A 19,594-nucleotide genomic window follows, 5' to 3' on the forward strand; every position below is an offset into this window, starting at 1 on the left:
CTATGACAACTGTATTTCCTGAATCTATCGATCGTAGAAGTCCTGGCGGCAAATTCACTCGAATTGGGCGCAAAGTAATTTTACCGATCGCGGTTGCGCTCACTGTCATCTTCTGTCTTGCTCCCATCTTGTGGCAGCTCCTCACCTCGTTTAAGGTGAATGCGGATATCGCTGCAATTCCGAACGTTTACTTTCCCACGCGGTTCACGCTGGAGCACTATCGGTCTTTGTTCGAGCGTCGTCCATTCTTGAGCTATATCTTTAATAGTGCGATCGTCTCGTTTGCTTCAACGATCCTTGCATTAGGGGTCGGTGCTCCTGCCGCTTATGCACTCGCACGATTGAAACTTCAAGGCGAAAAATGGATTCTTGCATCAATTCTGATTGTGACCTTGTTTCCGCCGATTCTATTGTTCTTAGGATTGCTAGAAATCGTTCGCACTTTCAACTTAGGAAACAACTATCTCGCTCTGATCATTCCTTACACTGCGATTAACTTGCCGCTCACAATTTTGGTGATGCGAAGCTTTTTCCAGCAGTTACCGAAAGATCTCGAAGATGCTGCAAGAGTAGACGGTTACAGCACACCGCGAATGTTGCTAGAAGTGGTGTTACCGATGACGATTCCAGCATTAGTGACCACGGGTATTCTCACGTTTATCTCAGCGTGGAATGAATTCATTTTTGCTCTGACATTCATTACTCGCGAGGACATGAAAACAGTTCCAGTAGCGGGCGCTCAACTCGGTGGAGCTTCACCCTTTGAAATTCCATTTGGACCGATCGCGGCTGCAACCGTTCTCGGCACAATTCCTCTCGTTATATTGGTGTTGCTCTTCCAACGCCGCATCGTTCAAGGTCTTACTTCTGGTGCTGTCAAAGGATAATTACAATCATGGAAAGAAATTTACAACTCATTGATCTGAGAAAAGCTTACACTCCGACTGTTGTTCCGGTTAAAAATATTAGCTTACAGGTAAATCAAGGTGAGTTCTTAACGCTGCTCGGTCCATCGGGATGCGGAAAATCGACAATTTTGCGGATGATTGCAGGATTGGAGCAGCCGACCAGTGGACGAGTGATGATCAATGGTCGAGATGTGAGTCGGTTGAATCCGGGCGATCGCAATATTGCAATGGTGTTCCAAAGCTATGCGCTCTACCCACACATGACCGTCTATGACAACATTGCGTCTGGTTTGAAACTGAAGAAGACACCTCATGCTGAAATCAAAGAGCGAATTCGAGAAGTCGCAGATTTCTTAGGCTTGCATGAATTGATGAGTCGTAAACCGGGTCAACTTTCTGGAGGTCAGCGGCAACGGGTTGCAGTTGCACGAACCTTAGTGCGTCGTCCAGATATCTTTCTGCTGGATGAACCGCTGAGTAACTTAGATGCGCTGTTACGGGAACATGTTCGGGCGGAGTTGAAACAGCTATTTGGCTCGCAAAATGCACCGATCGTATATGTGACACACGACCAAACCGAGGCAATGACGCTCTCGACCAAAGTGGCTGTGTTGAACAATGGCTATCTGCAACAGTACGATCGACCTGATGTGATCTACAGTCATCCAGCAAATCAATTTGTGGCAGGCTTTATTGGCAGTCCGCAGATGAACTTTTTGCGAGTGCCTGTTGAGAATGGAAGCGCGATTGTGGGTAATACTCGAATTCCCGTTCCTCGTGAATTTTCATCGCGTGAAATTGTACTGGGCATTCGTCCGGAGCATGTTCACATGGATCAGGGTGGGAATGAACCGACGCTCACAGGCGAAGTATTCCTGACCGAAAACTTGGGAATGCACGATTTGGTGAGTACTCGGATTAGAACGGGTGCAGCAGAGCCGATGAATGTTCGCGCAATTCTGCCTGTGCATTCGGGAATGAAAAATGGAAGTGCAATTCGGTTAGCGTTTCCGATGGAGTATGTTCACTGGTTTGATGTGACGACGGGCGATCGTATTGCGACAGCGGAATCGCGAGTGATGGCGTAATTTGGATGAAGCGATCGCGCTTGTGGAAGTTGAAATCGATGCGGGCAGGTTTTCAATGCCTCATTTCAGAAACTTTCACAAGCGCGTTTTTGTTGGTCGCTTTCATAAAAAATAAAGCCACTCAATCATGAATCAAGCGACTGTGCTTTTATCTGATTAGACTGGGGCGCTAGGATTCGAACCTAGGAATGCCGGGACCAAAACCCGGTGCCTTACCGCTTGGCGACGCCCCAACGCATCACCTCCAGTAATATAACATGACCGTCTAAAGTTTTGTCAACAACTTTCTTTCGTATCGATTCGTACTGCCGCAGAGTGGGGAAATCCTTATGATGAAAAGATAACATCATGACGTTTTATATCACTCGATTGGGAGCCGGACAATCGTGAATGCAGCAGAACAAGCGACCAGTTTAGAAACCGCCAGTAAGATTGCGACTGTCACGAATTTGGTAAAAACGGATTTTCCAGATGCCCGCGTGGATCTCAAACCCTGGGCGAATGATCCTGATACACGAGAACTCATTGACCCGGACTCGATCGATATTGGTTTTCACTTTCCCGGACGCAGCCGATTGTTTCAGTGCCGTAGTGTTTTAGTGCAAATTCGCTTTCATTCCGATGTAGAGACGCAGAAGAGAAGAGCGATCGGGATCGAAGCAGCGGGATTTGATCACAAGGGCAAGCAATGGCAGTTTTCGACCGTTCAGAATTGGCAGTTTGAAGGAGAAGGACAGCCTGCACCCGAAGCAGCCGCGAGATTAAAACTATTTTGTCAGCGGGTTGTAGAGATTTTTAACCAAACTGCGTGAGATCCGGTTGCCAGCGGTAGCGAGTTAGGCTGAGTTTGCCGTTTTCATCGAATTCGATCCCCTCGGATTCTAAAAGCGATCGCTGAATATAATCCATGCCTTCTCGAAACGGAGACATTGAAACCTCTCCTTTGGCGTTGATTACTCGATGCCACGGAACTTCTAACGTGTCGTCAGTGGCGCGGAATAAGGCGTATCCGACTAGACGAGCTTGTCTTGGAAGTCCTGCAAGTTCGGCAATTTGTCCATAAGTTGCCACTTGACCATGAGGAATTTGGCGCACGACTGCATAAATTTGGTGATACTTAGACATCTACTTGAGACGACATACAAAAGCAGCAAGTGCTTTATGATAAGCGGTTTCGGGTTTGGTCCAAGGGTCGTTAATCGGTTTGTAATTGATGCGCGATCGCGTTTCAAAATATCCTGTTCTCACAGTGCGAAATCGCTGGGTTTTACAATCCATTTCAACTCGTGAATAAGCCGCCTCAGAATTCACCACATCGTAAATTATTTTTTGCCCTGATCGACGAACGCCATTAATTTCCACATAAGCAGTTCCGTCGAATTCTGTACCAGGAACCGCTTTCCAGGCTGGATTTTTTAGTTCGAGCCGCTCCGCATAAGCAGGCATCGCAATTAATAAACTGAGTAATGGGAGCGCACGAACGTTCATAGGCGTTTTAATCCAGTTAAATCGAGGTAGGTTTGCTCAATGGTTCCGTTTAATACTTCAAACGGTTGGTCTGGTTCTCCTAGCTGATCAATGACAAGAGTAGCACCCGTGAAATTATGCGATCGAGTATACGCATTCAGTGTGATCACTGTTTTGAGTCCTGCCGAAAGCGCAGCCTGCAAGCCCTGATAAGAATCTTCGATCGCAATACAATCGGCTGCACTTAAATTCAGTTTTTCTAGCGCATAAAGATAGATATCAGGTGCAGGTTTTTTTTGTGGCACAATGTCGCCTGCTGCGATCACTTCAAACCAATTTGGACTATCGGGCGCAAGTTCGGTTTCGAGCAGAGCAATCACGTTTTCGAGACGGCTGGTCGTTGCGATCGCTAATTTCACTCCCGTCTGTTTCGCTTCTGTGATCAATCGCCGCACACCCGGACGCAAGGGAATCATGCCTTCTTGAACGAGAGCTTGATAATGCTGCGTTTTTGTAGCGTGAATTTTTGCGGCTAATTTCTTGAGATCTTCGCCTGCTGGAATCTTAGCCCCGTAAGTTTGAACATAATGCTGAATGCGTTCCTTGCCGCCAGCGATTTCGAGCAGTTCACCGTAAAGCTCGATCGACCAATTCCAATCGAGACCAAAATCTGTAAAGGCGCGATTAAAAGCGATTCGGTGTCCATCGCGCTCGGTATCGGCAAGTGTGCCATCGACATCAAAGATTAAGGCTTTCAAATTAGACATAGAAAATTTCTCGATCGATTTCCTGATTAGGTGATACTGCGCCTGTAGAAACAGATAGCACCTTTGTGCTTTTAACTACTCAGTGACTTGTGGGATTCAGGGGCAATATGAAGAATGCAAAATGGCTCAGTCTGGTTGAATACTTGGTACTCATTGGCTCAGGTTTCGGTTCGATCGCGTCGATCGCCTCCCAACAATTAGCATTTACGGCTGCCCCTGTCTCGTGCTTATTGTTACTGAATGTGATGAACCGTCGCCGTCTCGATAAAGAGACTTTGAAAGCGGCAAATACTAGCATTACACATCTCGACCAGCGCTTATCTGACGAGATCAAAGTGCTGGATCAGCAAGTGCGAACTCTTCCCGGCTTTGTGGATCTTGCTAGTGTTCGCAAAACGATCCAACAGCGACACGATAACGCGATCGCACAATTGCAGCACAATATTTCCAATCGGATTGACGCGATCGAGAGTCGTGATTATGACCAGCTTGAGAAAGAATTGGCATATCTCAAAACCAAGTACTCCCAGCTATCCGAATCAATGGCAACCGTTTCACAGTACCTAGGACGCTTGGCAACGAACAATCGAGTCGAGGGATCGGAAAATGCGATCGTCGAATTGCGTTCTGAAGTAGCACAGCTACAGACCAAGCTCACCGAGGTTGCAACAAGTCAGAAACAAGTGATTCCGCGTGTGATGCAAGATGAACTTCATCAGATTCACCGTCGGCTGAATAGTCTACCGCAGCCCTTTGATGCCACTGCACTGAAGCAAGAAGTGGATGGATTAGTGAAAGTCGTTGGAGAACTGGTTTCTCGGCGGGATTTGGCGAAACTAATGGCTGAAATTGAGCGAATCCGACAGCAGCATCAGACCTTAGAACAAACCGTTGCTCCATTAAAATCGGTCAACACCATCATGCGAAAGCAGATGGATACCTTATCAACTTGGGTAGCAACTGGACATCCTGCTGCTCCGGTGGTTAATGTTGAGAAGCTACAAGCCACAGTGAAACAGCTTGAAGATCGGCTCGATACTTTCTCAAGCGGAGCAAATTTAGCTGAGTTGCACACTGAAATGCAAACAATGATCAATGGGCATTTGAGCCATTTGCAAGAACAGTTTAATAGTGTGCAGCAATACGCTCAGAATCTCGATCGACAACAGAAGCATTTAACCGAATGGATGGGTCGCTTGCCTGAAATGCTCGATGCGAGTGCGCTCCAGACTCAGATTAAGTATCTAACCTCGCGTTTGGAAGTGACTGAAAATCAGCTTGCCGAATTAGTTACCTCTCCTGCTAAGTCGGAGTATGAATTGCTGTTCAATCTGTCGCAGAATGATGACCCGTTCGAGAATACGCGGACTGTGTTGAAAGAAGCACTGGAATCAGCACGATCGAGAGTGATTGTTGTTTTCCCGTATCCCGATCGCGCTACGCTTGATGATGAATTGCTCCAGAGCTTTCAGGCATTCCTCGATCGAGGAGGTTCGCTCGACATTGGTTGGGGACACTTGGGAGATGAACAAGCTGGACAACAAGCACGATATATTCACGATCGAGAAACACCTTCGATTTCAAAGAACTTCCTCAGAAAGATTCTCGGACAGTTAACCCAACTGAAGCGCAACTATCCAAGCCAATTCCGCTTCAAAGTATTGGGAACCAGTGAGAACTTTCTGGTGTGTGATTCTAGCTATAGCATTCTCGGACTGCATCCGGTTGCAACTGCGAGTACTGCGTTTCCTGAAATGGCGATCGGGCTTCGGACTCAGAATTCGACTGTGATTCAAGGCTTGATCGATCGCTTTGATCATCCGGTGTTAGAGAACAGTGCGATCGCATATCTGAATCGTGCCATTACTCGCTATGAAATGGGCGATCGACAAGGCGCGATCGAGGATTACTCAAATGTGATTGGACTGGATGAGAAACAGAGCGTTGCTTACAACAATCGAGCGCTAGTTAAATTTGAACTTGGAGATCATACAGGTGCGATCGCAGATCTCAATCGTGCCATTCTTACTGATGGTCGAAATCCAACGCTGTATTGCAATCGCGGCGTGATTTGGTTGCAAATTGGTGAGAAAGTGAATGCGATCGAAGATTTTAGCTATGCAATTCAAGTCGATCCCACTTGTCTGAATGCTTATGTGCAACGAGCACTGGCGCGGATGAGATTTGAGAATAAATTAGGCGCGATCGATGACTTTACTGCAATGCTGACAATCGACGCTCAGAATGCAGTAGCTTACTTTCATCGCGGTCTAGTCCGTAGCACTATGAACGATAAGACAGGTGCAATTCGGGACTTGAAAGAAGCGGCTTGGCTCTTTTCAGTGCAAGGCGATCAGGCAAAACATCAACATGCGATCGAAGCGATTCACAAATTACGAAAGCGCTTTGTGCAGACAGAAGCCCCAACCTTACGGCTTGTTCAAGAAGCTTAAAGCAGAATCCATCCTTGCTTTGCACCTAAAATGACAGCTTCAGTTCGGCTCGAAACATCTAACTTACTAAAAATCGAACTAATATGAAACTTCACGGTATGTTCAGACAGGTTGAGATGTTGCGCGATCGCTTTATTCCCTAATCCTTCCGCCAGCATAGTTAATACCTCAATCTCACGTGGCGTTAACGGCGCAGGTTCCGTCGATCGTACTGATGGAATCAACATCGATTCCATCAAATCAGGATGAATCACCGTTAAACCTGCTGAAGTGGCTTTAATTGCTTCGAGCAGTTGTTCACGAGATACATCACTTGGCAAAATGGAACGAATTCCAGATTGCAACAATTCTGAAATCGCAGAACTATCATCGAGTAACAATACGATCGGGATTTCAACCTCGGACACTTCTGCAATTGCGTCTTGCTCACCCAAGATTACAGTTGCTTCCGAAGCTGCGATCGCAGAAGAAATCGAAGCAGGACGAACTGCACTACCAGCGATGTCTAAATCAGGAGTGAGCAACGCTGTGAGTCCTGCTTGAGTCACAATCGATTGAGCAATAATGAACACGCGGATCATGCAGCTTGTGGCTCAGTTTGGCGGCTTTCTAGGATAACGTTTCGGCTCAGATGTTGCCCACCTCGAAGGAATTCAATCTGTAAACTATCGCCCACATTCGAGTTTTGCAGAATCCAAAAAAGTTCATTCTGCGATTGGAACACTGTGCCACGAATCCCGATCAGGATATCTCCGGGCAACAATCCTGCGGTTTCGGCTGAACTATTTGGCTCGATCGCAGTAATCAACAATCCATGAGCGGGACGACGAGCAATGATCACTCGAACAAATTGAAGTTCAACACCCAAATAGGGATTGTTACCCATGTTTTTGAGAAATTGTTCGACAGTTTTGCTCGGAATAGCAAGCCCTTTACCATTCATGATCATGGTATTGATGCCGATGACTTCGCCTTTCGCATTGGCTAATAGACCGCCAGAATTACCGGGAGCCAATCGAATATCGGCTTGAATCCAAGCATTCTTTGACTCGATCGTATGAATAATTCCTGCTGTGACTGCCCCGACTTTTCCGCCCGGATTGCCCACAGCAAACACTAATTCTCCAACTCGTAACTGCTCTGAATCTCCAAGATTAATAGCAGGCAAATCAGTTGCATCAATCTGGAGCGCAGCTAAATCGCGCTGTGAGTTTCGACCTTGAATCTTGGCTGAAAAAGTTCGACCGTCTGAGAGTTCTACAGTTGCATCTTGACCCCGAACAACATGGTCATTTGTGATGATTAAACCATTCGATCGCCAAATTACACCTGAGCCAAATCCCCGTCTTCCCACCCGAACTTGCACCGTCGATCGACGAAGTGGTTCTACAATTGCCGCAAAGCTCTCTGTAAGCAACATTAACCATTCCTCCCCGGTCTTTCTCCAACAATGATGGTTTTCTCAATCAGCACTCCACCCCGAACAATTTTTGCGCTCAAAGGTTGTCCCACTTGTTCAGAACTCAGCATTGCGTGAACATCAGTGACATCTTCGATCGTCGTTTCATTCAATGCAACCAAAATATCACCGAGCAACATTCCTGCATTGTCCGCAGGTGCACCCGGTTCGACACTTACAACAATCACGCCACCCGGATTTGAAAGATTCAGCGATCGACAAAGTGCTTCGGGTAATCGAATCGCCTGCATTCCTAACCCCAAATAACCACGGGCAATTCGCCCAGTTTGAAGCAATTGATCTAACACTCGATCGACCATTGCTGCTGGAATCGTTAACGGGGAATGTCTTGCACCTGCTGTATTAATTCCCAGGACTTGCCCTTCAGGATTGATCAATGCACCACCAGAAAAGCCCGGATACATCATGAGTGCAGGTTGGATCAATTGTGCGATCGCGGCTCTCGATCGTCTTCCATGTCGCTCCGGTCTACCGGAGTGCTGCCACCCTTCGCTAATCGAACTGATAATGCCCATGCTGGCACTGGTCGAACCTTCTGCACTTCTAGAGACTGCGAGAACAATCTGACCCACTTTGGCTTGAGTTGAATCGGCAATTTCAGCGGTAGAAAGGTCGCCCGTTTCGAGGCGGAGAACAGCGAGATCCATTGTCGAATCTCGTCCAGCGATCGAGGCAGATGTCGATCGACCATCGGGCAAAATCACGTTAATTTCTTCATCTTGTTGGATCGTGTGATCCGCTGTGATAATCAGGTTTTTGCGCCAGTGAATTCCACTAGAGGCGCGTCTTCTTCGGGCATTGACGGCAACGATCGAGCTAGATGCTTTTTCTACTGCATCCGATAGCTGATTCGAGAACGCCAACGCTGCAAAGGCTAAAGTTGGATCTGTCATAGAGTTGGGGGTAAACGATTTCCTGTTTCCAGAATGCCGCAACTCTTACCCAAGTAGCATCGGAGATTCGGGTAGAACTTGACCTAGCCATTTGTCTAGGTATCAAAATCTCATCCACTCTCTGCGTAATAACAGCAGCAAAGGAACCGCTGTCATCACACTACTCACGAAACCTGCAACCAACCCTAAAACGCCCATTTGTACTATCATTCTGAACGGTTGAGAAGCTTCTGGAAAATACAGTAGTGCATGATACGCTTTGAAGTTAATTCCCCAACTGACTGACCATCCAATTGCCCAGGCAGCAGCGTTGACAATCCCCCAGAATAGTCGAACCTTGAGTGACCAACCTTGGATCAGTCCCAAGACTGCACCTCCAATCATTCCAGCAGTTGTACCGACTTCAACGTTTCGGACTAGATCTTGTTCAGGCGACAACGAATTTCTGAAGTTTGCCCAGATTGATAGTTCATAAAAAAATGAGGTCATTGCTGCAATTGTCCAAAAGCCGATCGCGGCTCCTAAAATCCAGCGGATCGGGATTCTAACATACCAATCGTCGATCGCTTTCCATTGCAGCAAACCAAGTCCTACACCTGCAACCATTACATTTAAGGCATTGGGAAATCTGAAATGGCGACTGGTAAACTCCGTGATTCCCATCGTCTCAACCCATGCGCCGATAAGCAAGCTAATTCCCAAGCCTAGAGCATTGATAGTGATCCAAACAAACAAGAACCTAGTTTCTCTAGATATAAGCATCAGCTTGGCTGTCCTTTGATTTTGATTAGTTCGGTGAGGATGCTTTCTAAACCTCCATTCACATTAATGTTGTCAATCTTTTCAGCAATGCGCTCTAACACTCCAAGTTCTTTCGAGTGTAGAACGATCGAGTTATACCATTCAACAAACTGCAAGTTATCCGCCTATGACCTGGAAATCATGGGCGGAATGCAATCAAAGCAGGGTGTAGTATAGTCTCTAAGGCTTGGAAATGAAATGCACCCAGAAATCACCATCTGGAATGCAAAGCCGCTCAATCATTGAAAACGAATAGTGAATGTACTCTCCTTTGCGATTGTTGCCGTTTGGCTCATTCAGGTCATAGCCCCACGAGTACCATTCCCCAAACGGATCATGCACCAAAAAGCCCGTCGGATCATAGCCAGCAGCTACCACAATATGACCAAAATCCGTGAAATAGCCATGAATCACAGCCGGATTACCATCCGCTAACCAAGAGCGAACTTGCTCGATCGTGCCATCCGTTCTAAATTCATCCCGCATTCCATACTCTTGAACAACCTTTGCTAGATCGTAAGGATTGTGGCGACTGTAGCCCCGACGAATTGTATAGTTATACAGTTCATCCTCGAACTGTCCGGTCGTTTCCTTGCGAGCGGCTCCAAGATAGCGCAAACACATCGCGATCGAGGTCACATTACAAGCACCATCCGGATTCAAAACATTGTCCCGCTGCGACTTATACGGAATATTCAGCTTGATTGAAGCAGGAAGGGTGCGAGGAAAGACTTGCGTTTCGCGGAAAATTTTAACGTGCTTGCCAAAGGCATACCAAACATTCGTATCCTTAAATGTATCTTTGCTAAAAAAGCAGCGGACGTGACCGCGATCGATAGTATAGGAATCAATCTGAAATTCTCTGCCTGCCTCGATCGGTTGCTTCTGAGTGTCGGGCAGTTCGGATGATTGAATCGGCTTTCTCTTGAGAACGGTGTTTGTTTCAATTCTGAGAGTCAGTGACATGGGAGCATCCCTAATGATTCGTGCTATAAAGTGTTTCACTAGCATTCCCGATTTTTCCGAACAGCAACTTCGTAATTTTTCGGGGATAGCAATTGAAAATATCAATCTGTTCTAGCTGCAAAAACAAAACCAAGGTGAGAATCGCTCCCACCTTGGCTTAGTTGAAAATTAATTGCAAATTAGTCTTGTGCTGTCTCCGTAGTAGTACTCAAGTCCTGCGGAAGCAACCAACTGAGCAAGATTGCTGTTAAGCCTCCGGTTGAAATCGCTGAACCAAAAAGATTGTTAAATAAAGCAGGTTTGTTCGCAAAAATCTGAGGCATAAACACAACACCCAACCCTAACCCCAGTGACACTGCAACAATAATCATCGATCGACGATCCATTCCCGACGAAGCCACAATGTTCAATCCTGCAACCGCGATCGAGCCAAACATTACCAAAGTTGCTCCACCCAATACAGGCTGCGGAATCGCTTGGAACACGCCACCGACGATCGGTAAGAGTCCCAAAATTGCAAAGATACCAGCGACAAAGAATCCGACATAGCGGCTTCCTACGCCCGTCATTTGAATCACACCGTTGTTTTGGCTAAAGGTCGTATTCGGGAAAGTATTCAACACTGCCGCGATCGCAGAATTAATTCCATCCCCCAACACCCCTCCTTTAATCCGTTTGATATAGAGCGATCCTTTCACGGGTTCTCCCGAAACCGCAGAGGTCGCAGTCAAGTCACCCATTGTTTCAATTGCAGTGAGAACATAGAGCAGAATGAACGGCAAAAATGCGCCCCAATCAAATGCCATTCCATAACGAAACGGAATCGGTAGACTAAACAGGGGCAATCTGCTCAAGCTACTGAAGTTGACCATGCCCATAAACAGAGCTGCAACGTAGCCGACTGCCAGCCCAATTGCGATCGCGCCCATCCGCAAGAAGCGATTCTTCGACAGCGTAAGCAGAACAACTATCAGCAACACAGAACCACCCAGTCCAAGATTCTGCCAGCTTCCAAACGAACCATCATTTTTCGCCAGTGCAACTGCTCCTCCTGCCAAACTGGTAATCCCAGTCTTAATCAAACCCAGTCCAATGATCATCACCACAGTTCCCGAAACGACAGGCGTGATGATCTTGTTCATCAAGTGCAGGAATCGGCTCAGAATGATTTCGACAAAAGATCCAAAGAAGCACACTCCAAAGATGAGTGCTAAAGCTTGTTCGGGTGTTCTGCCTTGTTGGAGTGCGACTGTTCCCACGCCCAGAATGGGTCCTAAAAATGCAAAGCTCGTTCCCTGTAAACTTAGGAGTCCTGAACCAACGGGACCGATTCTCTTGCATTGAATGAAGGTACAAAGTCCAGATGCAAACAGCGACATGCTGATCAAATAGCTGGTGTTAGTCGCATCTAATCCAAGACTGGTGCAAATAATCAGGGGCGGAGTGATGATTCCAACAAATGCAGCGAGAACGTGCTGAAAAGCGACGAAGATTGCTTCAGCGATCGGGGGTTTGTCGTTCAAGCCATAGAGGAGTTGCGATCGACTAATCGGCGCATCAGTCGTATCCTGACTATCGACCGGCGTTAATTCGGTGTTCGCTTCTGTCATGTGGAATATGGCGGCAGTAGTAGAGTTGATATACTGTATACAACCAAAGATAGAGCATAAATAATGTTAGAAAAACTACAAAAAATTATCATTTAGATTAACAGTTTGATTTGAACTCGTTCCTGCGTTTATCTAATACTTTGGCTTCTGTCTACGGACAGAGATTTATTCTGATTGTCGGATTTCTTATGACGATCGCTCATTTCTTTCGATTTTTGCTACCCTTAAGCGGTCTGAATCGGTATTCTAGATAGGCTTGGCTGTTTTCAGGTTGAGGAATTATGAGCGCGATCGTTGCTGAATTGAAAAATCGCTTAGAAGCTGCTTTGGTGGCGGCGTTTGGTGCAGAGTTGGCGGGCACTAATCCGATGCTAGTACCGACGAGTAATCCGAAATTTGGGGACTATCAGGCGAATGTAGCGATGTCGCTGGCGAAACGATTGGGCAAACAGCCAAGAGCGATCGCACAAGAGATTACCGAAAATTTGCAGGTTGATGACCTTTGTGAAACGCCCTCGATCGCGGGTCCGGGATTTGTTAATCTGACGCTGAGACCGTCTTACCTTCAAACGCAACTCAGCGCAATGACGGGCGATTCACGCCTAGGCATTCCAGCGGTCAAAGAGCCAAAAAAAGTGATTGTGGATTTTTCCAGTCCGAATATTGCCAAGGAAATGCACGTTGGACATCTACGATCGACCATCATCGGAGATTCAATCAGCCGCATTCTCGAATTCCAAGGGCATGATGTGTTACGTCTCAATCACGTTGGAGATTGGGGAACACAGTTTGGAATGTTGATCACTTATCTGAGAGAAGTTGCACCTGAAGCGCTAACGACTGCTGATGCTCTAGATTTAGGTGACTTAGTTGCGTTTTACAAGAAAGCGAAACAGCGATTCGATGAAGATCCAGAGTTTCAGGAAAAATCGCGTCAAGAAGTCGTGCGCTTGCAATCCGGTGCAGAAGATACTTTACGAGCTTGGCGATTGTTGTGTGATCAGTCCCGCCGAGAGTTTCAAATTATCTATGATTTGCTAGACATTCACATCACAGAGCGGGGAGAATCTTTTTACAATCCATTGCTTTCACAAGTCGTTGAAGACTTAGAGAAAGCGGGCTTGTTAGTGGAAGATCAAGGTGCGAAATGTGTGTTTCTCGAAGGCTTTACGAATCGAGAAGGAAATCCTCTGCCGTTGATCATTCAAAAGTCTGACGGTGGTTATAACTATGCCACAACCGATTTAGCTGCCATTCGATATCGGGTGCAACAAGAACATAGCGATCGCTTAATTTACATTACCGATGCAGGACAAGCAAATCACTTTGCTCAAGTCTTTCAGGTGGCACGTCGAGCAGGTTGGATTCCCGATACTGTGGAAGTAACCCATGTGCCATTTGGACTGGTGCAAGGCGAGGATGGTAAAAAGCTTAAAACGCGATCGGGTGACACCGTTCGACTGCGGGATTTGTTGGATGAAGCAGTTGAGCGATCGAAGTCCGATTTAGAAACTCGATTAGCAACTGAAGAACGTCCCGAATCCGAAGAGTTCATCAATCACGTTGCTAAAACAGTTGGAATTAGTGCGGTGAAGTATGCTGACTTGAGCCAGAATCGCACAAGTAACTATATTTTTAGTTACGACAAGATGCTGGCACTTCAAGGTAATACTGCACCTTACATGCTCTATGCCTATGCTCGAATTCAAGGTATTAGTCGCAAAGGTGGCATTGACTTCAATCAGTTGGGTTCTAATGTTCAATTGGTATTAGAGCATGATACCGAATTGACATTAGCAAAGCATTTGCTTCAGTTCAGCACAGTACTCTCTGAAGTTGAGCAAGATCTATTTCCGAATCGACTCTGTGACTATCTATTCCAACTGAGTCAGAAATTTAATGTGTTTTACGATCGAGATCAAGGTGTTCCGGTTCTATCGGCGGAAGAGCCTGCACGAACTTCTCGATTAGTGTTGTGTGATTTAACTGCGAGAACACTCAAGCTCGGACTATCGTTGTTAGGAATTCAAGTGCTGGAACGGATGTAAAAGGAGAGTAAAATGACTACATTAGAGCAAGCCCTATTAATTGCAAATCAGCTAACAGAAATTGATAAATTGCGACTTGTTCAACAGTTAGTGATGGAGATTGATCTTGCGAATTTAGCTCGATCCCAACAATCGAAGATATCTTCGTTTGGAGTCTTTTCACAGTTAGGAAAAGCTCCCTCCGAGATAGAAATTGACCAAACTCGCCAGGAAATGTACGCGAATTTTGGCGAGTCTTTATGATTCGAGCAGTTGCAGATACTCATGCGATTATTTGGTATCTTTTTGCGGATGGTCGCCTCTCGAATTTAGCCCGTTCTTATATCGAACAAGCAACGATTGGAGGAGACTTTATTGCGATTTCAAGCATTACATTTGCAGAAATTGTGTATTTAGCAGAGCGGAATCGGATTCCGATGGAAACGCTACCGGAACTCATAAAGCTCCTTGATTCTGGACAATCGGTCTGGGTTGAAGTGCCTTTCGATCGAGCGATCGCAAATACAATGTGTCAGGTCGATCGTGCTCAAGTGCCAGAATTAGCAGATCGAATCATTGCAGCGACAGCACTTCATTTGAATGTACCTGTGATTACACGCGATCATAAGATTCAAGCCTCAAATTTACAAACAATTTGGTGAATTGTTTGAGTTAAAAATATGCTAATTCGGAGAGCGACCGACACTGATTTTGATTCCATCTGGACAATCTTCAAAACCGTGATTGAACCGGAAGACACTTACGTTTTTGCAGCCGATACAAGCCGCGAAGATGCCTTTTCCTACTGGTTTGGTGCAGAAGTCACGACTTATGTTGCAGAAGACCAAGGGCAAGTCGTCGGAATGTACAAGATTGTTGCCAATCAGCGCGATCGCGGTTCTCATGTTGCTAATGCCAGCTTTATGGTCGATCCAACCTGTCACGGTCGCGGTATCGGGAAAGCAATGGGATTACATTGTTTGCAAGCGGCAAAGCAATTAGGATATCTCGCGATTCAGTTTAACTTTGTGGTGAGTACGAATCATGCCGCGATCGCATTGTGGGAAAAGTTAGGATTCTCGATCGTTGGAACGTTACCGAAAGCATTCCATCATCGATCGCTTGGATACGTCGATGCTTATGTGATGTATCGCTTATTAGATGAATTCTAGCTCTGCCCGAACTGGTCAAGTAATGTTTGAATCAAACTGGCAGAAGCGCGAAACGTAGTTTGTTGTAATCGGGCGATCGCGATAGGAAAATCAATTTTTCCTTGATGACCAGCTTGCACCAAAATTCCTAGAACGCCAACGATCGCGAGTCCTCGTTTAGAGGCGACATTTCTAGCAGCTTGGTCATCAAGCAGAATTAAATCTGCTTGTAATTCTTCTGCTAGTGCGATCGCGTCTCGTTCTCCTGGATCGAGTTCATCAACAAAAAGATTGTTTGCGGTGTAGACTGCTCTAATTTCTAACCATGCTGGTGGTTGAGTAATCCAAGCTTGTACGATCGACGGTGATTTTGGGGCAGATAATTCGTCTCGAATGGTTTCAGGAATAATTACTTGCCTATACAATTCGGGGAGTAAATCGATTAGATCGATCAGCAAGAGATAACAGAGAGGAGACGTATCAGAAATAACGATCATGCTTGGGCTTGATTACCCTTATGTTGAAGATTTTTTAGTGTCTCTAGATCCTGCTGTAAATCGGGGATATCGTAATTAAGATCAATGGCTCGTGCTTTGAAAAACGCATCAAGTTCAAGCCGAGTTGAAAATCCGAGCAGTTCTCTCGCTTTGCCTGAGCTAATCCAACCGTTTCGATAAGCATCAATCACGCAGAGTTCAAGCATTTTTTGCTCTAAATTTTCTTGATGGGATTGTAGCTGGTGCGCTAAGGTGTCGGGAAGATCGATGGTGATTTGCATTGTCTTTTACAGGAAAAGTTACATTTATCTGAACGAGTTATTTCTCTAGTTTTGGCAATTGCAGGAGACGATCGACGAGAATGATGGTTTTATACGATCGCGCTTTTAGACCTAAATCATTTATACACTTTTGACACGCTGCACACCAAACGATCAATACTTAATCATTTTGTACGGCAAGCATTCGGGATTCGATTGCAGTTAGAAAGCGTATCGCTATTTTGGCAGTGCTGCGACCTCAAGTATCATGGAAAGTCTGGGCGGCGAGAGAAATATTACATTCATTTACCACGATCGCAGTTCAACACGGATTATTCAAAGAAATCACAGCACTTCTGTGATTTCTTTGACGAGGCTTTTTAACTCAACGACGAGTATTCAGAACCCAACGACGAGTATTTAGGATTTGGTGGCGAGTCTTTGGAACTTAAGCACGAGTATTCAGGACTCAACGACGAGTATCTAGAACTCAACGACGAGTCTTTTTGACTCATTCACGAGTGTTTAGGACTCACTCACGAGTCTTTGAAACTCAAGCGCGAGTCTTTGAAACTCGACCGCGAGTATTTTTATCTCATTCACGAGACTTATAACCTCAAGCCCGACTGCATTTTTGTAAACTAGAGGAATGGGACAGCAGATACAACCACTACCGATCGATGTCGTTCACCTGATTGCAGCGGGAGAAGTGATTGATTCTCTTGCCGCAGTCGTGCGCGAACTCGTCGAAAATGCGATCGATGCAGGCGCGACTCGGATCACCGTTTCCGTGTGGGCTGATCAATGGCGCATTAGAGTGGCGGACAATGGTGCAGGCATGAGTTTGGACGATTTGCGGAAAGCTGCACAGCCCCATAGTACGAGTAAGATTCGCGATCGTGCTGATTTGTGGCAAATTCATAGCCTCGGATTTCGGGGGGAAGCGCTTCATAGTTTGGCTCAACTCTCAAATTTAGAGATTCTGAGTCGAACTGCTTCGGAACCAGGATGGAAAGCTACGTATCGGACAGATGGAGAAGCAGAGCAAGTTGAATCGGTTGCGATCGCACCTGGAACGATTGTGATGGTCGATCGATTATTTGAAACCTGGGAAGCAAGACGTGATGGTTTACCTTCGACTTCTCAACAGTTAAAAGCAGTTCAGCAAATTATTTATCAAATTGCTCTAGCTCATCCGCGAATTACTTGGCAGGTGTATCAGAACGATCGATTGTGGTTCAATCTCTGGGCGGGAAGCTCTGCAAAAGATTTACTACCGCAATTGTTGAAAGATGTGCGAATTGAAGATTTAACTGAGCTTCAATCTACTGCACTTTCTTTAGTATTGGGATTGCCCGATCGCGCTCATCGACATCGCCCGGATTGGGTGAGAGTTGCTATCAATGGTCGGTTTGTACAATTTCCAGAGCTAGAACAAACGATTTTAGGAGCATTTCGGAGAACATTACCTCGCGATCGACATCCGATTTGTTTAATCCATCTTCAACTTGCTCCAGAACATATCGACTGGAATCGCCATCCTGCAAAAGCGGAAGTGTATTTGCACAATCTAGAGGATTGGAGAGAGCGAGTAAAAAGCGCGATCGCTCAAGCTCTCCGAATCAATTCTGAGACTGTTCCTGAAGGTCTTTACACTTCACAAGTGAGTCAACTGATTAAAGCTGCTGAGTCTGATGCTGGTTATCATGTGCAGCGCGAAATTGTTCCTGAACCTTCGTTCTCGTTTCTCAAAGCACTGACACAAGTTCACAATCGATACATTCTGGCAGAACATCCATCGGGAATGTGGTTGATTGAGCAGCATATTGCTCATGAACGAATCTTGTTTGAGGAAATTAGCGATCGATGGCAAATTGTTCCGCTCGAACCTGCGATCGTACTCAATCAACTATCAGTTACTCAAATCGAACAACTACAACGGCTTGGAATCGAAGTTGATCCGTTCGGAGAGCAACTTTGGGCAGTGCGATCGGCTCCTGAACTCTTAGCGCAACGAGAAGATTGTAGAGATGCTTTGATTGAATTGAGTTTGGGTGGAGATTTGCAGGCGGCGCAGGTGGCAGTGGCTTGTCGGAGTGCGATTCGGAATGGGGTTCCGTTGTCGATCGACGAGATGCAATCGTTAATCGATCGATGGCAGAAGACTCGAAATCCGCGCACCTGTCCGCATGGTCGCCCGATTTATCTATCACTTGAAGAATCCAGTCTGGCGCGATTCTTCAAGCGGCATTGGGTGATTGGTAAGAGTCACGGATTGGAGTAATAATCTTAGTCCACCCAGTTCTCGATCATGACCCCAGGAAATTGTCGAAAATGTCGCATATTGCGAGTCACCAATACTGCTCGATTTGCAAGAACGATACTGGCGATAAGCAGATCAGCCCGTCCAATTTTACGCAGATTACGAAGTGCAACCAGTCGATCGAATTGCTCTGTGGCGGCTTCATTGAATGGAACAATCAGGATGCGCGAGAGTGAAGCCTCAGATTGTAGAAAAAGATTTTGAGCGCGAAGTAAATCGTCTCCTGTTGTCGCTTTGAGCAGATAATCGATTCTTCCACGCAAGATTTCAACTTTCGTGATGATCGTTGTGCCAGTATCAGGATCATTTACGCTTCTGAATCGTTCTGCAACGTTGCGGTTTCCGGCATAAAGACGGGTCAGCGTATCGGTATCTAACAGGTGCATTTATGCGTCTTGCCCCTCATCAACTTCGGGGCGACCTCGATCGCGGTAAATCGAGTCTCTCAATTCAGTCAGTGTTTCATCATCGGCAAAAGCGCCAATCTGCTGAAGCAATGCGGCATGGCTGGTTGGTGTTCGTAACCAATCATCGATCGCTGATTTAAGAAATCGCCATTCATTTTCGATGTTTCGTCCGGGTATGCTTCCTTGAATTGCTTGTCGTTCGACGACTTCGGGCGACAACCGCAAGTAGTCGGCAGCTTCTTCAAGGGTCAAGACTTCAGAGGAGGTTGCGATCGCCATAGGATTACAAAAAATCAAAGATGGTTGAATTTTAGCGTTTTGCGGAAAGTGACATCTGACAGCATCGCGGATTTTTTCGCGTAGTTGGTCGATGTTATCGGCTTCGGTAAAGATTGACACTCTCAATGCGCGAGAAGTATAGTCGCCTTCGGGTGCATTTTCAATGAGAAATACGATTTCAGTCATGATGTGCGATCGCGCTTACCCTGCATCGCCA

Annotated in this window: 23 protein-coding genes and 1 tRNA gene; 9 read left to right on the plus strand and 15 right to left on the minus strand. The window is 46.1% G+C overall.

Annotated features, from left to right (window positions below):
- The first annotated feature begins 2 nt into the window (after positions 1-2).
- Positions 3-887, plus strand: coding sequence for a carbohydrate ABC transporter permease (locus ACQ4M5_RS10315; protein ID WP_430675515.1), 885 nt, complete (start codon positions 3-5; stop codon positions 885-887).
- Positions 888-895: 8 nt separating this feature from the next.
- A complete protein-coding gene (locus tag ACQ4M5_RS10320; protein WP_430675516.1) occupies positions 896-1,996 on the plus strand; it encodes an ABC transporter ATP-binding protein in 1,101 nt (366 codons plus the stop codon).
- 161 nt (positions 1,997-2,157) lie between these two features.
- Here ACQ4M5_RS10320 and ACQ4M5_RS10325 read toward each other — a convergent pair.
- Positions 2,158-2,229: transfer RNA gene (locus ACQ4M5_RS10325), tRNA-Gln, on the minus strand.
- A 153-nt stretch (positions 2,230-2,382) separates the two neighbouring features.
- On the opposite strand from ACQ4M5_RS10325, the gene ACQ4M5_RS10330 reads away from it, so the two are divergent.
- On the plus strand, positions 2,383-2,808 hold the full coding sequence (locus tag ACQ4M5_RS10330; RefSeq protein WP_430675518.1) for a hypothetical protein: 426 nt from the start codon (positions 2,383-2,385) through the stop codon (positions 2,806-2,808).
- On the opposite strand, the gene ACQ4M5_RS10335 is transcribed toward ACQ4M5_RS10330, so the two are convergent.
- The 3 genes from ACQ4M5_RS10335 to ACQ4M5_RS10345 are packed head-to-tail and all read right to left on the minus strand — an operon-like array spanning position 2,792 to position 4,230.
- A complete protein-coding gene (locus ACQ4M5_RS10335; protein WP_430675519.1) occupies positions 2,792-3,121 on the minus strand; it encodes an MGMT family protein in 330 nt (109 codons plus the stop codon). The genes ACQ4M5_RS10330 and ACQ4M5_RS10335 overlap by 17 nt on opposite strands.
- Positions 3,122-3,484, minus strand: coding sequence for a hypothetical protein (locus ACQ4M5_RS10340; protein ID WP_430675521.1), 363 nt, complete (start codon positions 3,482-3,484; stop codon positions 3,122-3,124).
- Positions 3,481-4,230, minus strand: coding sequence for an HAD family hydrolase (locus ACQ4M5_RS10345; RefSeq protein WP_430675522.1), 750 nt, complete (start codon positions 4,228-4,230; stop codon positions 3,481-3,483). Before ACQ4M5_RS10345 ends, ACQ4M5_RS10340 begins: the two co-directional genes overlap by 4 nt.
- 107 nt (positions 4,231-4,337) lie before the next feature.
- On the opposite strand from ACQ4M5_RS10345, the gene ACQ4M5_RS10350 reads away from it, so the two are divergent.
- A complete protein-coding gene (locus tag ACQ4M5_RS10350; RefSeq protein ID WP_430675523.1) occupies positions 4,338-6,683 on the plus strand; it encodes a hypothetical protein in 2,346 nt (781 codons plus the stop codon).
- Here ACQ4M5_RS10350 and ACQ4M5_RS10355 read toward each other — a convergent pair.
- From ACQ4M5_RS10355 to ACQ4M5_RS10385, 7 genes are all read right to left on the minus strand, one after another.
- Entirely contained in the window at positions 6,680-7,264 is a 585-nt protein-coding gene (locus ACQ4M5_RS10355) for a response regulator transcription factor (protein WP_430675524.1), read from the minus strand. The two genes, ACQ4M5_RS10350 and ACQ4M5_RS10355, sit on opposite strands and share 4 nt — an antisense overlap.
- The gene (locus tag ACQ4M5_RS10360; protein ID WP_430675526.1) at positions 7,261-8,103 is read right to left on the minus strand and encodes a S1C family serine protease; all 843 of its coding nucleotides are present in this window, start codon (positions 8,101-8,103) and stop codon (positions 7,261-7,263) included. The genes ACQ4M5_RS10355 and ACQ4M5_RS10360 overlap by 4 nt, the downstream gene beginning before the upstream one ends.
- Complete coding sequence (locus tag ACQ4M5_RS10365) at positions 8,103-9,056, minus strand: S1C family serine protease (protein WP_430675528.1); 954 nt, start codon at positions 9,054-9,056, stop codon at positions 8,103-8,105. The genes ACQ4M5_RS10360 and ACQ4M5_RS10365 overlap by 1 nt, the downstream gene beginning before the upstream one ends.
- 102 nt (positions 9,057-9,158) lie before the next feature.
- The gene (locus tag ACQ4M5_RS10370; RefSeq protein ID WP_430675530.1) at positions 9,159-9,791 is read right to left on the minus strand and encodes a hypothetical protein; all 633 of its coding nucleotides are present in this window, start codon (positions 9,789-9,791) and stop codon (positions 9,159-9,161) included.
- Positions 9,792-9,817: 26 nt separating this feature from the next.
- The gene (locus ACQ4M5_RS10375; RefSeq protein ID WP_430675531.1) at positions 9,818-9,973 is read right to left on the minus strand and encodes a hypothetical protein; all 156 of its coding nucleotides are present in this window, start codon (positions 9,971-9,973) and stop codon (positions 9,818-9,820) included.
- A gap of 64 nt (positions 9,974-10,037) precedes the next feature.
- Positions 10,038-10,823 (minus strand): C39 family peptidase, encoded by a 786-nt coding sequence (locus ACQ4M5_RS10380; protein WP_430675533.1) that lies wholly within the window; start codon positions 10,821-10,823, stop codon positions 10,038-10,040.
- A 179-nt stretch (positions 10,824-11,002) separates the two neighbouring features.
- Entirely contained in the window at positions 11,003-12,433 is a 1,431-nt protein-coding gene (locus tag ACQ4M5_RS10385) for a nucleobase:cation symporter-2 family protein (protein ID WP_430675534.1), read from the minus strand.
- Between the two features lie 281 nt (positions 12,434-12,714).
- Here ACQ4M5_RS10385 and argS point away from each other — a divergent pair, with 281 nt between their 5' ends.
- From argS to ACQ4M5_RS10405, 4 genes are read left to right on the plus strand one after another with little or no spacing between them, the layout of a single operon-like run.
- Positions 12,715-14,481, plus strand: coding sequence for an arginine--tRNA ligase (gene argS / locus ACQ4M5_RS10390; protein ID WP_430675535.1), 1,767 nt, complete (start codon positions 12,715-12,717; stop codon positions 14,479-14,481).
- A 12-nt stretch (positions 14,482-14,493) separates the two neighbouring features.
- Positions 14,494-14,724 (plus strand): hypothetical protein, encoded by a 231-nt coding sequence (locus ACQ4M5_RS10395; protein ID WP_430675536.1) that lies wholly within the window; start codon positions 14,494-14,496, stop codon positions 14,722-14,724.
- A complete protein-coding gene (locus ACQ4M5_RS10400) occupies positions 14,721-15,122 on the plus strand; it encodes a type II toxin-antitoxin system VapC family toxin (protein WP_430675538.1) in 402 nt (133 codons plus the stop codon). Before ACQ4M5_RS10395 ends, ACQ4M5_RS10400 begins: the two co-directional genes overlap by 4 nt.
- An 18-nt stretch (positions 15,123-15,140) precedes the next feature.
- Entirely contained in the window at positions 15,141-15,632 is a 492-nt protein-coding gene (locus ACQ4M5_RS10405) for an N-acetyltransferase family protein (RefSeq protein ID WP_430675539.1), read from the plus strand.
- Here the strand turns inward: ACQ4M5_RS10405 and ACQ4M5_RS10410 are convergent.
- Entirely contained in the window at positions 15,629-16,108 is a 480-nt protein-coding gene (locus ACQ4M5_RS10410) for a DUF3368 domain-containing protein (RefSeq protein WP_430675541.1), read from the minus strand. The two genes, ACQ4M5_RS10405 and ACQ4M5_RS10410, sit on opposite strands and share 4 nt — an antisense overlap.
- Complete coding sequence (locus ACQ4M5_RS10415; RefSeq protein ID WP_430675543.1) at positions 16,105-16,389, minus strand: UPF0175 family protein; 285 nt, start codon at positions 16,387-16,389, stop codon at positions 16,105-16,107. The genes ACQ4M5_RS10410 and ACQ4M5_RS10415 overlap by 4 nt, the downstream gene beginning before the upstream one ends.
- 628 nt (positions 16,390-17,017) lie before the next feature.
- Between ACQ4M5_RS10415 and mutL the strand changes: the two genes are divergently transcribed.
- Positions 17,018-18,652 carry a DNA mismatch repair endonuclease MutL gene (gene mutL / locus ACQ4M5_RS10420; protein WP_430675544.1) on the plus strand — a complete coding sequence of 545 codons (1,635 nt, stop codon included), beginning with the start codon at positions 17,018-17,020 and terminating at the stop codon, positions 18,650-18,652.
- A gap of 5 nt (positions 18,653-18,657) precedes the next feature.
- Here the strand turns inward: mutL and ACQ4M5_RS10425 are convergent, their stop codons facing one another.
- Positions 18,658-19,077 (minus strand): type II toxin-antitoxin system VapC family toxin, encoded by a 420-nt coding sequence (locus tag ACQ4M5_RS10425; protein ID WP_430675545.1) that lies wholly within the window; start codon positions 19,075-19,077, stop codon positions 18,658-18,660.
- On the minus strand, positions 19,078-19,563 hold the full coding sequence (locus ACQ4M5_RS10430; protein WP_430675546.1) for a helix-turn-helix domain-containing protein: 486 nt from the start codon (positions 19,561-19,563) through the stop codon (positions 19,078-19,080).
- Between the last annotated feature and the right edge of the window lie 31 nt (positions 19,564-19,594).

Origin of the sequence: Leptolyngbya sp. AN10 (assembly GCF_050565645.1) — a bacterium.
Taxonomy (GTDB): Bacteria; Cyanobacteriota; Cyanobacteriia; order Leptolyngbyales; family Leptolyngbyaceae; genus Leptolyngbya.

What these genes read in the sequence shown, in the direction of transcription:
- ACQ4M5_RS10340 (WP_430675521.1), bottom strand. Translation starts at nt 3,484, where the DNA reads ATGAACGTTCGTGCGCTCCCATTACTCAGTTTATTAATTGCGATGCCT.
- ACQ4M5_RS10365 (WP_430675528.1), bottom strand. Translation starts at nt 9,056, where the DNA reads ATGACAGATCCAACTTTAGCCTTTGCAGCGTTGGCGTTCTCGAATCAG.
- ACQ4M5_RS10430 (WP_430675546.1), bottom strand. Translation starts at nt 19,563, where the DNA reads ATGACTGAAATCGTATTTCTCATTGAAAATGCACCCGAAGGCGACTAT.
- ACQ4M5_RS10425 (WP_430675545.1), bottom strand. Translation starts at nt 19,077, where the DNA reads ATGCACCTGTTAGATACCGATACGCTGACCCGTCTTTATGCCGGAAAC.
- ACQ4M5_RS10415 (WP_430675543.1), bottom strand. Translation starts at nt 16,389, where the DNA reads ATGCAAATCACCATCGATCTTCCCGACACCTTAGCGCACCAGCTACAA.
- ACQ4M5_RS10350 (WP_430675523.1), top strand. Translation starts at nt 4,338, where the DNA reads ATGAAGAATGCAAAATGGCTCAGTCTGGTTGAATACTTGGTACTCATT.
- ACQ4M5_RS10405 (WP_430675539.1), top strand. Translation starts at nt 15,141, where the DNA reads ATGCTAATTCGGAGAGCGACCGACACTGATTTTGATTCCATCTGGACA.
- ACQ4M5_RS10335 (WP_430675519.1), bottom strand. Translation starts at nt 3,121, where the DNA reads ATGTCTAAGTATCACCAAATTTATGCAGTCGTGCGCCAAATTCCTCAT.
- ACQ4M5_RS10380 (WP_430675533.1), bottom strand. Translation starts at nt 10,823, where the DNA reads ATGTCACTGACTCTCAGAATTGAAACAAACACCGTTCTCAAGAGAAAG.
- ACQ4M5_RS10345 (WP_430675522.1), bottom strand. Translation starts at nt 4,230, where the DNA reads ATGTCTAATTTGAAAGCCTTAATCTTTGATGTCGATGGCACACTTGCC.
- ACQ4M5_RS10400 (WP_430675538.1), top strand. Translation starts at nt 14,721, where the DNA reads ATGATTCGAGCAGTTGCAGATACTCATGCGATTATTTGGTATCTTTTT.
- ACQ4M5_RS10315 (WP_430675515.1), top strand. Translation starts at nt 3, where the DNA reads ATGACAACTGTATTTCCTGAATCTATCGATCGTAGAAGTCCTGGCGGC.
- ACQ4M5_RS10395 (WP_430675536.1), top strand. Translation starts at nt 14,494, where the DNA reads ATGACTACATTAGAGCAAGCCCTATTAATTGCAAATCAGCTAACAGAA.
- ACQ4M5_RS10355 (WP_430675524.1), bottom strand. Translation starts at nt 7,264, where the DNA reads ATGATCCGCGTGTTCATTATTGCTCAATCGATTGTGACTCAAGCAGGA.
- mutL (WP_430675544.1), top strand. Translation starts at nt 17,018, where the DNA reads ATGGGACAGCAGATACAACCACTACCGATCGATGTCGTTCACCTGATT.
- ACQ4M5_RS10360 (WP_430675526.1), bottom strand. Translation starts at nt 8,103, where the DNA reads ATGTTGCTTACAGAGAGCTTTGCGGCAATTGTAGAACCACTTCGTCGA.
- ACQ4M5_RS10410 (WP_430675541.1), bottom strand. Translation starts at nt 16,108, where the DNA reads ATGATCGTTATTTCTGATACGTCTCCTCTCTGTTATCTCTTGCTGATC.
- argS (WP_430675535.1), top strand. Translation starts at nt 12,715, where the DNA reads ATGAGCGCGATCGTTGCTGAATTGAAAAATCGCTTAGAAGCTGCTTTG.
- ACQ4M5_RS10320 (WP_430675516.1), top strand. Translation starts at nt 896, where the DNA reads ATGGAAAGAAATTTACAACTCATTGATCTGAGAAAAGCTTACACTCCG.
- ACQ4M5_RS10385 (WP_430675534.1), bottom strand. Translation starts at nt 12,433, where the DNA reads ATGACAGAAGCGAACACCGAATTAACGCCGGTCGATAGTCAGGATACG.